10 protein-coding genes and 4 pseudogenes are annotated in these 15,540 nt (G+C 39.8%); all 14 read right to left on the minus strand.

Going from position 1 to position 15,540, the window contains the following annotated elements:
• On the minus strand, positions 1–222 hold the full coding sequence (locus RGF10_RS17800; protein ID WP_318504424.1) for a hypothetical protein: 222 nt from the start codon (positions 220–222) through the stop codon (positions 1–3).
• A complete protein-coding gene (locus RGF10_RS17805; RefSeq protein ID WP_318504435.1) occupies positions 219–1,742 on the minus strand; it encodes an ABC transporter ATP-binding protein in 1,524 nt (507 codons plus the stop codon). Before RGF10_RS17805 ends, RGF10_RS17800 begins: the two co-directional genes overlap by 4 nt.
• A gap of 149 nt (positions 1,743–1,891) precedes the next feature.
• A complete protein-coding gene (locus RGF10_RS17810) occupies positions 1,892–2,998 on the minus strand; it encodes a BMP family lipoprotein (RefSeq protein ID WP_318504441.1) in 1,107 nt (368 codons plus the stop codon).
• Positions 2,999–3,073: 75 nt separating this feature from the next.
• Positions 3,074–3,800: pseudogene (locus RGF10_RS17815) on the minus strand (GntR family transcriptional regulator).
• 369 nt (positions 3,801–4,169) lie between these two features.
• A pseudogene (locus RGF10_RS17820) lies at positions 4,170–6,531 on the minus strand (DNA translocase FtsK).
• A 129-nt stretch (positions 6,532–6,660) separates the two neighbouring features.
• Positions 6,661–6,870, minus strand: a complete 210-nt coding sequence (locus tag RGF10_RS17825) for a YlzJ-like family protein (RefSeq protein WP_318504448.1) — start codon at positions 6,868–6,870, stop codon at positions 6,661–6,663.
• Entirely contained in the window at positions 6,867–7,595 is a 729-nt protein-coding gene (locus RGF10_RS17830; RefSeq protein WP_318504454.1) for a ClpP family protease, read from the minus strand. The genes RGF10_RS17825 and RGF10_RS17830 overlap by 4 nt, the downstream gene beginning before the upstream one ends.
• A 121-nt stretch (positions 7,596–7,716) precedes the next feature.
• Positions 7,717–9,383, minus strand: a pseudogene (locus RGF10_RS17835) (ribonuclease J).
• 252 nt (positions 9,384–9,635) lie between these two features.
• Entirely contained in the window at positions 9,636–10,502 is an 867-nt protein-coding gene (gene dapA, locus RGF10_RS17840) for a 4-hydroxy-tetrahydrodipicolinate synthase (protein ID WP_318504459.1), read from the minus strand.
• Positions 10,503–10,525: 23 nt separating this feature from the next.
• Positions 10,526–11,759: pseudogene (gene dapG, locus RGF10_RS17845) on the minus strand (aspartate kinase).
• A gap of 114 nt (positions 11,760–11,873) precedes the next feature.
• Positions 11,874–12,929 (minus strand): aspartate-semialdehyde dehydrogenase, encoded by a 1,056-nt coding sequence (asd, locus tag RGF10_RS17850; RefSeq protein WP_318504466.1) that lies wholly within the window; start codon positions 12,927–12,929, stop codon positions 11,874–11,876.
• A gap of 189 nt (positions 12,930–13,118) precedes the next feature.
• Positions 13,119–13,712 carry a dipicolinate synthase subunit B gene (locus RGF10_RS17855; RefSeq protein WP_318504479.1) on the minus strand — a complete coding sequence of 198 codons (594 nt, stop codon included), beginning with the start codon at positions 13,710–13,712 and terminating at the stop codon, positions 13,119–13,121.
• Positions 13,709–14,611 carry a dipicolinic acid synthetase subunit A gene (gene dpaA, locus RGF10_RS17860; RefSeq protein ID WP_318504492.1) on the minus strand — a complete coding sequence of 301 codons (903 nt, stop codon included), beginning with the start codon at positions 14,609–14,611 and terminating at the stop codon, positions 13,709–13,711. Before dpaA ends, RGF10_RS17855 begins: the two co-directional genes overlap by 4 nt.
• A 662-nt stretch (positions 14,612–15,273) precedes the next feature.
• Positions 15,274–15,522 carry a YlmC/YmxH family sporulation protein gene (locus tag RGF10_RS17865; RefSeq protein WP_318504498.1) on the minus strand — a complete coding sequence of 83 codons (249 nt, stop codon included), beginning with the start codon at positions 15,520–15,522 and terminating at the stop codon, positions 15,274–15,276.
• Positions 15,523–15,540 lie beyond the last annotated feature (18 nt).

Genomic DNA, 15,540 nt, shown 5'->3' on the forward strand with positions numbered 1-15,540 from the left:
TTAAACAGGCCAGTCCAGGAAGGCAAAGGCTACTGACAGCCCTGTGAAGACTAATGGAGTTGCAGTCGCTAATGTATCCCCAATTCGAGCAATATTCTTCAATGCCCCTTGGAATAAATACATATACCCTTCAATCGGATTACTGCCGATAAAGAGCATTAGTATTCCACCAGCAATTAATCCTAAGATAATGGCGATTATTGATACGATGAAGTTTCTCATACGCTTCTCTCCTTACTAACACCAGCCATCATTAACCCTACTTCATTTTCATTTGTTTCAGAAGCATTAACGATTCCGACAAGCTCTCCGTTATTAACAATTGCAATACGATCCGATAGCTGTAATACTTCATCCAGTTCTAAAGATACTAACAGGACGGCATTCCCTTTATCTCGATGTTCAATTAATCTTTTATGAATATACTCAATCGAGCCGACGTCCAGTCCGCGCGTCGGTTGAACAGCAATTAGAAGATTTGGATCGAGCTCAATTTCACGACCAATAATCGCCTTTTGCTGATTTCCACCAGACAGTGTTCTAGCAATAGAGGCAGCCCCTTCACCTGAACGGACATCAAAATTATCTAAAATTTTCTTCGCATATTTGCGAATAGCTCCCCCGTTTAAAAGACCGTACTTGGCAAATGGCGGCTTTTTATAAACTTCTAAAACCATATTTGATTCAAGCGTATAGTCTAAAACAAGACCTCTTTTTTGACGGTCTTCAGGGATGTGACCAATCCCTTTTTCTATTCGTTGATAGATCGGGATATTCGTGATTTCTTCACCATTCACATAGATTTTTCCTGATTCCACCTTGCGAAGACCGGTAATCGATTCAACAAGCTCTGATTGACCATTCCCTTCAACACCTGCGATTCCAACAATTTCTCCCTTTTTCACTTCGAGTGAGAAATCCTTAAGCCCCATTACTTTTCGATTGTTTTTAGCAGAAACAGAATCTATTTTAAGTACCACTTCACCAGGTGTACTTTCTTTCTTATCCACTTTAAATGAAACATGTCGCCCTACCATCATTTCTGCAAGGCTTGCCTCACTAGCATCCGCAACATTCACGGTTCCAATTCCTTTTCCACGTCTTATTACTGTACAACGATCGGCTACAGCCTTAATTTCCTTCAATTTATGTGTAATAATAATAATCGATTTACCTTCTTTAATCAGGTTCCGCATGATTTTCATTAATTCTTCAATTTCATTAGGTGTTAACACGGCAGTTGGTTCATCAAAGATCAACACCTCTGCCTCACGGTAAAGCATTTTCATAATTTCAACTCGTTGCTGCATTCCAACGGAAATATCCTCAATCTTAGCATGGGGATCAACATTTAATCCGTAATGCTTCGATAGTTCTGCAATTCTTTTCGATGCCTTGTCAATATCAAGGGAAAGACCTTTAAGTGGCTCACTACCCAAAATAATATTTTCTGTAACGGTAAAATTATCAACAAGCTTAAAATGCTGGTGAACCATTCCAATCCCTAATCGGTTTGCTACATTTGGATTAGCGATTCGAACTTCCTTCCCACGTATTTTCACTTGTCCTTTTTCTGGCTGATACATCCCAAATAATACACCCATTAACGTTGATTTCCCTGCACCATTTTCACCTAATAGAGCATGGATTTCTCCTTTTTTTAACGTGAGGGTAATATTATCATTTGCAACAATACCCGGAAACTCCTTCCGTATATTCAGCATTTCTACAACATAATCCATAGTAGCACTCACCTTTTTATCTAGACTTAATCAATAGGGAGCCCCCTATCACCGATAATGTTTCTTCACTTGAAGCGTTCGAATGCTATTCTTTTTAAACTAATATAATTTCAAAAGAGACGGAGGAACCGTCTCTTTTGTATTCGAGTTTACTTCAATAGATCGCCTTGCTCTGAAGCTACTTTGATATCACCAGATTTAATCTTTTCGAAGATATCATTTACTGATTTGATTGTGTCGTCACTTAAGTTCGGATTTTTCTCTGGTAATCCAATTCCATCGTTTTTAGCATCAAACGTTAATGTGTCTCCACCAGGGAATTTCCCATCAAGCTCAGCTTGTACCATATCAAATGATACTTTATCGACCTTTTTCATTGCAGATGTTAAGACAACGGATTTGTCACCTTCATATTTACCATCATCGTATTGGTCAACGTCTACCCCAACCATCCATACTTTTTCTCCAGCCTTGACGCGAGTTTTTGCTTCGTTGATTGCACCAACGCCAACTCCACCAGCAGCTGCGAAAATTACATCTACACCACGGTCAAACATTTGAGCAGCAATTTGTCCACCAGCTGCAGCATTATCAAATGATCCTTGATATACAACGTTTTCTGCTTTAATCGTAATCTTCGTGCCTAAATTTTCATTTGCATATTTTAATCCTTGTTGGAAGCCCCAGTTAAACTTTTGTACTGCAGGGATTTCCATACCACCGATAAAGCCTGCTTCGCCTTCTTTTAATTGAAGCGCAGTCGCTACACCAGCTAAGAATCCTGATTCATGCTCTGCAAAGAAAACAGCAACAGTATTATCTTTTACCACAGGTTTGTAGTCACCTTTATGAGGGTTTCCATCAATAATGACAAATTTTGCATCCTTATATTTATCCTGTGCTTGATATACAGCTGTTTCAAATTTAAAACCTGGTGTCACGATAAATTTATATCCCGCATCATACAGGTTACCAATTTCTTTTAAGTATTCTGCTTCTGTTGTACCAGCTGGTTTAAGGTATTTAGCATCAATGCCAAGCTCATCTTTCGCTTGTTGAATCCCTTCCCAAGTTCCTTGATTAAACGATTTATCATCGATTGTTCCTGCATCTGTAACCATACCTACTTTAAGGTCTGCTTTATCACCGTTACCGCCTTTATCATCGCCACTCTTGTCCTTGCCGCCACAAGCAGCTAAAAACATGCTAACTACCAAGAGCAATGATAAAACAATACTAAATTTACGCTTTTTCAAGGCTTGTACCCCCTAATTTTTGATTTAGTAAGAATGTTTTAAAACGTATAAGTATAGTTTACTCATCCATTTCGATTAAATTCGTTTTCTTAGGACGTTAAATTCAAACTTATCCGCTTTAAAATAGTTAACTGAATACAAAATAGGTTCATCAGATTCGTCAAAATGCATTTGCTTAAGTACAAGCAAAGCAGTTTCCAGGTTCGCATTTAAGAATCGGAGATACTTTTTCGTGAAAGCCTAGTGGCTTAATTTCTGCCACTGCATATGTAATTCTCCGATTTGATACGGCCTCTAGGATTGAAAAAATAGATTCCTGACCTGCTACGTACGATTCGGGTAAAATCGATTCTCGTATCTTATCGATACAATAGACGACTGGCTCCCCACTTGCTGTACGGACACGCTCGCTCATCACAATTTTTTCATCCGCTGAACAGGTGAAACGATGAACATCTGCCTCAGTTGGATCGAGTGTCTGTGATTTTAAGAAAATCGTTCCTGGAGTCATTCCAGCATTGATAATCATACTCGTTACACTGTTTAGTTGTTCGATTCCGGAAGTAAACAATGGCTTTGAATTCACAAACGTTCCTACGCCATGGCGACGAATGATAACGCTTTCTTCTTCTAATATGCGCAGTGCCTCCAGGAGTGTTGCTCTGCTTACTCCAAGCTGTTTAGCAAGCTCGAACTCAGACGGAAGTTTTTCCTTTTCCCGAAAGATTCCTTGTTCGATGTTTTGCTTTATCCGATCGATAACTTGTAAATATAAGTGTCGACTATCTTGCCTAATTGACATCCTAGTTCCTTCACCTGCTTTCTTAAAGACATCAGACCTCTGATGTTTAACCATTCTACTAATCGAAAATACTATAACATACTTTTCTAGTATAAATAAATAAGGTTTTACCTTTTATAAAAAAAAATAACAAACCGTATAAATACAATGGTTTTCGCTTGACAAATTAAGTGTAAACCCATCATAAACTTCGATATATATACTATATTTGACAAGTTTTTTATAGTACTTTCTGGGTGATTAAGCGTAGTGTAATAGTAGTATGCTCAACGGAGGAAAAAAGATTATTCTGGACGCGTCATTCATTGGTAAAGAAAAAGCTTAGTCCTTGATATATGTCTCATCAAGGACTAAGCTTTTTAAATCACTCTATGCTTCTTGGTCAATTTCATCTTTAATTTTTCCTACAAGGACTGCTCTTGGTTTGCTTCCTTCATAAGGACCCACTACTCCCCGCAATTCCATCTCATCAATCAATCTTGCTGCTCTCGTATAGCCAATCCTAAATCTTCGTTGTAGCATTGAAACGGACGCTGTTTGCATTTCCGTAATAAGCTGGACCGCATCGTCGTATAAATCATCTTCAACCTCAGAGTAATTTGTTGGTTGATCATCTGGAATCATTTCTTCCTGATACTGTGCTTTCTGTTGAGAGATAACAAATTCGACAATCTCTTCAACCTCAGAATCAGATAGGAATGCCCCTTGGACACGAACTGGCTTTGAAGCTCCTACCAGGTAGGAACAGCATGTCGCCTCTTCCAAGTAATTTTTCTGCACCGCCCATATCCAAAATCGTTCGCGAATCCGTCATCGAGGACACTGCAAAGGCAATTCGCGATGGAATGTTTGCTTTTATTACCCAGGTAATAACGTCAACCGATGGTCGCTGCGTCGCAATAATCAAATGGATTCCTGCTGCACGAGCCATTTGTGCTAAGCGCGTGATTGCATCCTCAACATCAGATGAAGCGACCATCATTAGGTCAGCCAACTCATCAACAATGACCACTATGTAGGGAAGCAATGGTTGCTTCGCTTCCTCCTCGGCATTGTATCGCTTAATGTAATCATTATAGCCTTCAATATTTCTTGTGCCTGTGTGTGAAAATAGCTCATAGCGACGTTCCATTTCATTTACGACCTTTTTTAAAGCCTGCGAAGCTTTTTTCGCATCCGTTACGACAGGTGCCAATAAATGAGGAATTCCATTATAAACATTTAATTCGACCATTTTCGGATCAATCATCATCATTTTAACTTCATGAGGCTTAGCACGCATTAGGATACTTGTAATAATTCCGTTAATACAAACACTTTTCCCACTACCAGGTTGATCCAGCAACAAGTAAATGTGGCATCTTGTTTAATTCGGCAAGCATCGCTTCACCAGGTAATATCACGACCAAGACCGATTAACAACTTCGCATCTGGGCGATTATTTTGTTTTGATTCCAATACCTCACGCAAGGAAACAATGGCAACCTCTGAGTTCGGTACCTCAATCCCAATTGCAGATTTCCCTGGAATTGGTGCTTCAATCCGAATGTCCTTAGCTGCTAATGCAAGGGCCAAATCATCACTAAGACTGACGATTTTACTCACCTTAACCCCAACATCAGGGTGAACTTCATACTTTGTAACGGCTGGACCTAAATGGACCTGTGTGACGCGTGCTTTGACACCAAAGCTTTGGAATGTCCTTTCAAGTTTTGCGGCGTTTGCATGGATTAACTCATATTCACCGCTTTGGTCTGTGTGTCGAGGAAAGTTTAATAAATCGATTGACGGAAGCTCATACGAAACATTCTCAACTTCTGCAAACGAAATGATTGGTACTACCTCATCCTGTTCTTCCACTTCGGTGTTTGAAGGTTGTTTACTTTCTGTTTTAGGCTCTTGAGTCTCATGATTTGCCGGATAAGCACGTTCAGCAAAGCTCGAAATAATTGGTTCGGGCTTTAGAATCGCATCATCCTCAATCATCGGTTGTTCTGAAATAGGAACAATTACCTCTTCTTCTGCCTTTGATTTTTTCGCTCGCGTTTTCTTTTCTTTTTTTAGATTGGATTTTTTCTGTTTGCGCGCTTCGCTCCAATCCTTCATATCATTCGTAAAAGCGATCCATTGTTCTTGGATGAACATCCAGAGCTTTGAAAATATCTTTCCAAGCAATACACTTATTGATTTTCCAGGTCATTAACGTAATCCCGATGATCACTAATACAAATGCAACAATCTTCGTTCCAGCTTCTGCAAAGAGAAAATTGAATAGTGCAAATAGAATTGCACCAATCATGCCTCCACCCAATTCGCGCGTACTCGTTTGGTTTTGGACTTCGCCATTCCACCAAATATCAAAGGTCTTCGCGATGACGCTTGGATTTTTAAATTGGCCACTATTTGAAAGAATCTCAATAAAGTTAATATGATCAAACAGTAAAATCGCACTGATTAAAATGTATACACCAATTAATTTTACATGATATAAATTCGGTATTTCCCGTCTAATCATAATATACAAGCTAAAAATGATGAGCCCGATTAAACTTAAAATATACCATTCGCCCATAAAAAAGCGAAAAAATAGAATGAAGGCTGCTCCGGCTTTTCCTAAGTTCGCAATCGCAATTAAGGAGAGAGCTATAATGATCAAACCCACCAGTTCGTATTGTATTGTCTTTTTTATTTCCGTTCTCTTTTTAGTTTTACGTTTTTTTGTTTTGGCCATTTTCTATCACCAGGTGTTTTTGGTCAATTTTAATTTCGATGAAAAATAAAGCAGCCCAATAAATGGCTGCTCATTCGTTTAAATCTTATTATACCATATTCTTCCCCAAACGGTTGTTTGCAAAAATAGTCAGAACGAAATTTTTGCTCCTGGGCTAAAACGTTCATCCAGATAATGCATCGGATCTGTACTAATAACCCTAACAACCCGATAATCCATTTCTTCCGTTCTTTCAACCATTAACGGTACACCCTGATATGTAACGAGCTGCTGCTGTGGTTCGACCTGTTGTTGGGCTGGAAAGATTAATTCTTGCGGCATCATCGTATATAAAATCATTGGATGATCCCCTCATCTTCCTTTTTCTTCAAATCAATAAGCTCGTTTAATTTCCTAAGTGCCTGCCCTACACCACCGACCTCATCAATTAACCCATATTCAACAGCATCAGCGCCAATGACATTTGTTCCAATATCTCTCGTTAAATTCCCCTTTGCGAACATTAAATCCTTAAATTTTTCCTCCGTAATCTTCGAATGCTTTTTCACGAAATTAACGACCCGCTCCTGCATTTTATCCAAGTATTCAAAGGTTGCTGGGACCCCAATCACCATACCAGTTAATCGGATTGGATGAATGGTCATGGTTGCCGTTTCTGCAATATAAGAATAATCACAGGAAACAGCGATCGGGACACCAATTGAATGTCCACCGCCTAAGACGATGGAGACAGTTGGCTTTGATAAAGATGCCAACATTTCGGATATTGCTAGTCCTGCCTCAACATCTCCGCCGACTGTGTTCAAGATAACAAGCAATCCTTCGATTTTTGGATTTTGTTCGATGGCCACGATTTGCGGGATTAGATGCTCATATTTGGTTGTTTTGTTTTGTGGCGGCAGTTGTAAATGTCCTTCAATCTGTCCGATAATTGTTAAGCAATGTATGGTTGAGTCTTGTGATAATTGAGGTACATTTGTTTGCCCAAGCTGCTGTATTTTTTCTAAAAGACCGGGAGCCTTTTCTTCATTCGGTTGCTCTTGCTCTTGTTTAAAGAAGTCCATCTAATATTCTCCCTTCAAACAGTAATAGTGTTAGTATGAACTGGGAAAATATTTTCATTCTTAAAAAATAAACAAAGGAGTCAGACTCATCTTTTAGAGATGTCTGACTCCATTGTTGTAGTTAGACTTCCATGATGATTGGTAGGATCATTGGACGTCTTTTTGTTTTTTCAAATAAATATTGATTGAGTGTGTCTCTCATTTCTTGCTTTAATGTAGTCCAATCAAACGCATCCTTCGCGATTGTTTTTTCAACAATATCTCGTACTTTTGCAGTTGATTCTTCCATCAGTTTTTCTGACTCACGTACATAAACAAAACCACGAGAGATAATTTCAGGACCCGCTACAATCGACTTATCATGTTTATTTAAGGTTACCACGACGATTAATATTCCATCCTGTGAGAGAAGGCGACGATCTCTTAACACGATGTTCCCGACATCACCTACCCCGATTCCATCAATTAAAACATTTCCAGATGGAACCTTTGCTCCAGGCTGTAGTTTGCCGCCTTTGATTTCAACTACCTCTCCTTTTTCAGGAATATAGATATTTTCATCTGGAATACCACAAGCTTTTGCAACCTTGCTGTGTGCCTTTAGCATTTTATATTCGCCATGGATCGGAATAAAGAATTTTGGCTGCATCAAATTGATCATTAGCTTTAATTCCTCTTGATGTCCATGACTAGAAATTTGGACAATTTCCCGCCCTGATATAACATTTGCTCCTGCCCGGAAAAGCATATCGACCGTTTTCGATAAAAGCAGCTCGCTGCCACGTAAAGGTGAAGCAGCAAATAAGACGGTATCACCCTTTTGGATGTTCACATATTTATGGGCCTGCTTCGCCATTTTTTGCAATGCCTCAAGTGGTTCCCCCTGACTACCAGTGGTTAGGACAACAATTTCCTGGTCGGAATATTTTTTCACTTCTGCTAGGGGAATCATAACATCTTCAGGTACTTGAATGTATTCCAGCTTTAATGCGATATCAAATATTCTTTTTAAGCTTTTACCCACGACTGCAACTTTGCGGTTCGTTAAATGAGCCGCATCAAACACATGCTGGATCCGGTTTAAATCGGATGCAAAACATGCTGCAATAATTCTACCCTTTGCCGTAAAGAAAACATCGTTCATTTCACGGACAACCTTTGCCTCTGTAGTGGAATAACCTGGTTTTTCTGCTCCCATACTATCTGATAAAAGACATAGGACTCCTGCTTCGCCGATATTGGCCATTTTCCCAATCTCAGGTTTATACAATTCTGTTGCAGCCTGATCAAATTTAAAATCACCAGTGTGAACAATTTGACCATATGGGGTATGAAAGGAAATTCCAACTGAATCTGGGATACTATGATTTGTTTTAAAAAATGATACGGTTGTGGTCGGGAAGGTTAAAATCGTATTGGAATGGATTTCTCTGAAATCTGCTGAACCAGTAAACTCCTGTTCCTTTAATTTTGCCTCTGTCAATGCTATCGTCAATCTTGTCGCATATACAGGCACCGAGATGCTTTTTAACAAATAGGATAAGGCACCAATATGGTCTTCATGTCCATGTGTTAAAAAACAAGCTTTGACTCGTTCCTTATTTGCTTGCAAATATGTAATCTCAGGAATAACGATGTCGATACCGAGCATTTCGTCCTCCGGGAACATTAACCGGCATCTACAATGTAAATATCCTCGTTTATCTCCACTAAATACATATTTTTTCCGATTTCCCCTACTCCCCCGAGAGCAATCAGTTTTACATTTTCATTTTGGCTATTATTCAAGTTTGCTTCCTCCTAAAAGTCTTTCGCCCGACCATAATATATTACCGTTATTATACTTGAAGGAAGAAAGCCTTTACAACATTTATTGTTCGGAAGCCAACAGGTTGATGTATATTGGCATAGTTTGAAATGTAATTATGCTGATTAGGAGTTTTAATTTATTCAGGAGTTTTGTGCATTGAGTGTGGTTTTCTGAGAAAAATTTAAACAGTAAAGAGGCTGCATGGTTTGCAGCCTCTTGTTTAAAGAATATTATTTGATTAATTTTGCTAATGTTGCACGCTCTTGCTCTGTTAACGGCACAAGAGGTAAGCGTACCGATCCTACATCTAAGCCTTTTAATTGCAGTGCTGTTTTAACGGGAACAGGGTTTGGCGCTTTAAACAGTCCTTGCATAATCGGTAGCAGTTGCTGATGAAGCTTTGCCGCCTTTTGAGTTTCCCCATTAAGGAAGGCTTGAACTAATTCCTGCATTTCATTACCGATTACATGGGCTGCAACGGAAATAACCCCGACACCACCAATTGCTAATATAGGCAGTGCTAGACCATCGTCTCCACTATACACTGCAAAAGAATCATCTGTTTCCGCGATGATTTTCGTCATCGCACCTAAATCCCCACTAGCTTCTTTTACGGCAACAATATTGGGAATGGCAGATAGGCGAATAATGGTTTCTGGTTGAATATTTACAACTGAACGCCCTGGTATATTGTAAACCATGACAGGGAGTGTTGTGCTTTCTGCGATTGCTTTAAAATGCTGATATAGTCCTTCTTGGTTCGGCTTATTGTAATAAGGTCCGACAAGCATGACAGCATCCACGCCGATTTGTTCTGCCTTTTTCGTCAATTCGATTGATTCATAAGTATTATAGCTACCGGTTCCAGCAATAACTGGGACTCGCTTATCTACAATGCTTACTACATGTTGAAACAAGGCCAATTTTTCTTCTTTTGAAAGTGTTGGAGATTCACCAGTTGTACCTGCTACGACGAGGGAATCTGACCCATTGTCGAGTAAATAATTCACCAATTGTGTTGTTTTTGCAAAATCAATATGTCCATTTTTATCAAACGGGGTTACCATAGCGGTTGAAACCCGACCGAAAATAGTCATTTTGCCACTCCCTTAAAACCTACTTATTCAAAATCTATGAGTTCTTTTTCTAGCTGGAATGCATCGTGTAATGCATTAACAGCTTTGACTAAGTCTTCCTGCTTAACAAGCACCCATATGGTTGTATGACTATCTGCTGATTGAAGGATTCTTATTTCTTTTTCTGAAAGTGCTGTAACGATTTTTGCAGTGATTCCTGGAACTCCGGCCATTCCAGCACCGACAACTGAAACCTTTGCACAATTTCGCTCCACCGCAGGCTCATGTCCTAGATCCTGTAGAATAGCAATCGCTGAATCGGCCATCTCATTTGTCACTGTGTATACGACACCATTCGGAGAGATATTAATGAAATCTACACTAATATTTTCATTTGCCATTGCCTTAAACACTTCTGCTTGAAGATTGTACTGGTCTTTTTTGGCAAATACTTTAATTTGAGTTACATTTGCTACATGGGCGATACCTGTAACAGGACGTTCCCTTAGGTCGCTGCCGTGTTTGTCTTTATTAGCTGTTGTTACGAGTGTTCCGGTACCATCACTATAGGTCGAACGAATTCGAATTGGAACCTTTGCTTGCATCGCGATTTCCACTGCGCGCGGATGAATCACTTTGGCGCCTTGATAAGCCATATTGCACACTTCTGTATAGGTAACGACCGTTAGGGGCCTGGCATTCTCTGCAATGCGTGGATCTGCGGTCATGATCCCTTCTACATCCGTAAAAATATCGATCACATCTGCATTAAGGGCTGCACCTAGCGCAGCTGCTGAAGTATCACTACCACCACGGCCAATTGTTGTGATATCACCGTTTTTAGCAGCACCTTGGAAGCCAGCCACTACGACAACATCAGCATCCTCAAGCTCTCTTAACAAGCGATCGCATTTCATTTCAATAATTTTAGCGTTGGTATGATCATTGTTTGTCATAAATCCTGCTTGTGCACCTGTAAGGGACACTGCTTTAATGCCATTTTCCAGAAGCATGTTGGTGAACACGATGCTTGAGATCGATTCTCCACAAGATAGAAGTAAATCCTGTTCTCGTTTTGAGATTTTACTCAAATTCCCACCAATTAATGATAGAAGTGTATCAGTTGCGTATGGTTCTCCTGGAACGGCCCATTGCCGAAACGACTACCACCACTTTATACCCTTCCTTTAACGCTCTTTCAATATGACGTTTTGCATTTTGACGGGATTCATGATCCCGTACAGATGTGCCACCAAACTTTTGAACGATCATTTTCATTCGTAACACCTTCTATGTTGAATTGGGCAGACCAAACCTAAAGCACAGAGAAAAACATTCTGTGCTTTGTTATCTGGAACTATTCCGTGCAACTGATTTCGCTTAACACTATTATTATTTTTCAGATACTAATCCTAATTTAATTAAGCTTTCAGCAATTTGAACTGAGTTCCAAGCTGCTCCTTTTAGTAGGTTATCAGAAACAACCCACATATGGAACCCTTTTTCCTCGTTTAAATCATTGCGAATACGTCCAACAAAAACATCATTTTTGCCAACACAATCAGCAGGCATAGGATATACTTGCTGGCTTGGGTCATCCTGAAGAACAACGCCTGGCGCATTTTCTAGCAATGCTTTAATTTCTGAAGCTTGAATTCCTGGCTGATCCACTTCAAAATAAACAGATTCGGAATGTCCTGTAGCAACTGGGATACGAACGCAAGTAGCTGCAACAGATAGCTCAGGTAAATGCATGATTTTCTTTGTTTCATTAATCATTTTCATTTCTTCATATGTGTAGCCATTTTCCTGGAATTTATCAATTTGCGGAATGGCGTTGAAGGCAATTTGAAAATGCTTTACATCTGATTTTACTGGAAGAATTTTTGGTTCAAATTCTTCTCCGTTCACGATTGCTTTTGTTTGTTGTTGTAATTCTTCAATTGCAACCGCTCCAGAACCTGATACTGCTTGGTAAGTTGAGACAATTACTTTATTTAAACCGTATTTTTCTCTGATTGGTTCAAGCGCAACAACCATTTGGATAGTTGAACAGTTTGGATTGGCAATAATGCCATTATGCTGATGAAGATCTGCTTCGTTTACTTCAGGTACAACAAGTGGAACATTCGGATCCATACGGAATGCACTTGTATTGTCGACACAAATTGCACCGCGTTTTGCTGCTTCTGGTGCTAGCTCTAATGAAACACTTCCGCCTGCACTGAATAATGCGATATCGATTCCTTCAAAGCTTTCAGGTTTTGCTTCTTGTACGGTAATTTCTTCGCCTTTGAAGGTAATCTTTTTACCTGCAGAACGTGCAGAAGAAAGTAATGTTAGTTTGGAAATTGGAAAATTTCTGTTTTCAAGTGTTTGAAGCATTTGTTGTCCTACTGCACCAGTCGCACCAACAACTGCGACATTATATCCTTTTGTCTGGCTCATAGATAGAGACCCCTTCCCGTGTCATTAAGTATGATTTTTCTAGCATTTAGTACAATGAATTGAGGAGACGGCATCCTTAACCTTAAAGGAATACCATCATTTTTTATAATATCATTTATTTTAACATAATGAGTTCGGTCTGGTCTCATCTTTTTTGCAGGTTTGCTAGAAAAAGCACGAAGATTCTGTTTAGTCACGGAATTTTTCAACTAAAACGGGTTGCAGCTGTTTTCCTTCTATAGCTGCGATTATGGTTTGATCAAGCATCGACATTCTAGCGACCATCGAGTTTGGTTTTTTTATCGGATCATCCTGACCAAATGGAATAAAATAAATATTTTTTGTTGCCATTAATCTCATGATATTAACTCCATTTAAACCAAGCGCATCATTCGTTGAAATACCTAACACAACTGGTTTGCCGTTTCTTAATGTGGCTTTGGCAGCCATCAAAACTGGGGAATCCGTCATCGCATTAGCGAATTTACTCATTGAGTTACCAGTTAGAGGTGCGATGACCATACAATCGAGTGGGATTTTTGGTCCCAGTGGTTCTGCCTTTACAATGGAATCAATCACCTTATTGCCTGTTACGGCTTCTATTTTTGCAATCCAGTCCTCCCCTTTACCAAAGCGTGTGTCTGTATTCTTTACGGTAAACGTAACGACTGGCATTACTTCTGCACCAGCATTTACTAGTTTTTCTATTTCAGGATAAATTTCTTCATACGTACAATGGGATCCTGTAATCCCAAAGCCAATTCGCTTTCCTTTCAAGCTCATTTTGTTTTCCCCTTCCGTTTCATAAGATCATCTTTTAGCAATTGAACAAGGACGTTCGCTAAGATTTGACCAGCCGTTTTAGGAGCTACGATACCTGGAAGCCCTGGGGCAAGAATCGCCTTGATTCCTCTTTTTTCCGCATAGCGAAAATCGGTCCCACCTGGTTTAGAAGCTAAATCAAGAATCAATGTATGAGCGGGCATTTTTGAAATAACCGTAGCTGTCACAACCGGGTATGGGATGGTATTGATACAAATATCAGTATCGATGACTGATTGTTGAATATCCTTCAATAAAAATGGGGTTAATCCCATTTCGGTAATTCGAGCAATGTGTTCGCTTTTTCTTGCGCCTACTTTCACCTTTGCACCAAGCGCTTGAAAGGTTCTTGCTACGCTCATTCCAACCCTTCCCAATCCTAATACCACTATATTGGAACCATGAATCGTAAAATCAGTATGTTGAATCGCAAGCATAATCGTTCCCTCTACTGTGGGGATGGAATTGTAGATCGCAACATCATCCCGTTCGAACAATTGAACTAAACGACGACCTGAATTTTTTATGATTTCATTGAGGTACGTATTGCTAATACCTGAATAAATCGTGCAATGCTCAGGTGTTTTTGCAAGCATTTCATCCGTCAATACGACCTTTTCATTCGAAAAAATCGATTCAATATGTCCATCAAGTGTTGTTCCGGGAACAGGCAGGATTATTGCATCTACATTTGCAAAATCTAATTCTTCAATTTTTTCTTTAATTGCACCAGTGAAGGCATGGTCAAGCTGTTCAAAACCAATTAACGAGAGCTTTGCATCCATCTCAGTCAGCTTTCTGATGATCTCGAGCTGTCTTGCATCGCCGCCAACGACTGCGATTTGCAACCCTGTCAGCATGAGAATAATCACCTTCTTTTTCTAAAAATCCAAACAGGAATTGGTTTAACTTCAGTATTTTATGATGAAAGTTGGGAATCGGTGAGTTTTCCGCGAAAAGACTTAGAAAATATCGCTTTGATTTGTTAAAATGGGCGTTTATCATAGGTGGAGTTGTGGAGGATTGGTTTGATGTTGGTGGGGGAAGTTGAGCGAGTGACGATCAGGCTTCGATTGTTACCCGGTTCTCGCCTTTTTGGAGCTTGGCGGGCACGATCAGACTTCCATCGTTACCGGTTCTCGCTTTTTTGGAGCTTGGCGGGCACGATCAGGCTTCCATCGTTACCCGGTTCCCGCCTTTTTTGGAGCTTGGCGGGCACGATCAGGCTTCCATCGTTACCCGGTTCCCGCCTTTTTTAGGCTTGGCGGGCATGATCAGGCTTCCATCGTTACCGGTTCCCGCTTTTTTTAGGCTTGGCGGGCACGATCAGACTTCCATCGTTACCGGTTCCCGTTTTTATAGCTTGGCGGGCACGATCGTTCACTAGATTTCAAAAATATTTGTATTTTTTTTTGGAGCTTATAGTCGTTGTCATATTTATTTAATTTACATACAAAAGCAAAATGACGTGAACCATTTGTCACGTCATTTCCTCATGTTAGTATTTTGTTAATAATGCATTTTAGTCTATTTCACTATCTGGTATATCAATGATGATCATATCATTTCCAATTTTTTTAATGTGCTGCCACGGCACACGCACTTCATTTCCTTGCTTCCTTAACCCGAACCATTTTAACGTTGGAATAAGCAGCGCCTCAATTTGACCTGTTTGTTCGTTAATTTCAAGGTCGGTTTGACCTAATACGCCCAGACGTTCTGCTCGTTTCACATCGACGATTTCTTTTCCACTTAACTCACTTAACTTCATTCTTCTAGCCTCCGTTTC

It is taken from the genome of Bacillus sp. T3, assembly GCF_033449965.1.
Classification (GTDB): domain Bacteria; phylum Bacillota; class Bacilli; order Bacillales; family Cytobacillaceae; genus Bacillus_BU.

What these genes read in the sequence shown, in the direction of transcription:
- RGF10_RS17800 (WP_318504424.1), bottom strand. Translation starts at nt 222, where the DNA reads ATGAGAAACTTCATCGTATCAATAATCGCCATTATCTTAGGATTAATT.
- RGF10_RS17805 (WP_318504435.1), bottom strand. Translation starts at nt 1,742, where the DNA reads ATGGATTATGTTGTAGAAATGCTGAATATACGGAAGGAGTTTCCGGGT.
- RGF10_RS17825 (WP_318504448.1), bottom strand. Translation starts at nt 6,870, where the DNA reads ATGATTTTATATACGATGATGCCGCAAGAATTAATCTTTCCAGCCCAA.
- RGF10_RS17830 (WP_318504454.1), bottom strand. Translation starts at nt 7,595, where the DNA reads ATGGACTTCTTTAAACAAGAGCAAGAGCAACCGAATGAAGAAAAGGCT.
- dapA (WP_318504459.1), bottom strand. Translation starts at nt 10,502, where the DNA reads ATGACTATTTTCGGTCGGGTTTCAACCGCTATGGTAACCCCGTTTGAT.
- asd (WP_318504466.1), bottom strand. Translation starts at nt 12,929, where the DNA reads ATGAGCCAGACAAAAGGATATAATGTCGCAGTTGTTGGTGCGACTGGT.
- RGF10_RS17855 (WP_318504479.1), bottom strand. Translation starts at nt 13,712, where the DNA reads ATGAGCTTGAAAGGAAAGCGAATTGGCTTTGGGATTACAGGATCCCAT.
- dpaA (WP_318504492.1), bottom strand. Translation starts at nt 14,611, where the DNA reads ATGCTGACAGGGTTGCAAATCGCAGTCGTTGGCGGCGATGCAAGACAG.
- RGF10_RS17865 (WP_318504498.1), bottom strand. Translation starts at nt 15,522, where the DNA reads ATGAAGTTAAGTGAGTTAAGTGGAAAAGAAATCGTCGATGTGAAACGA.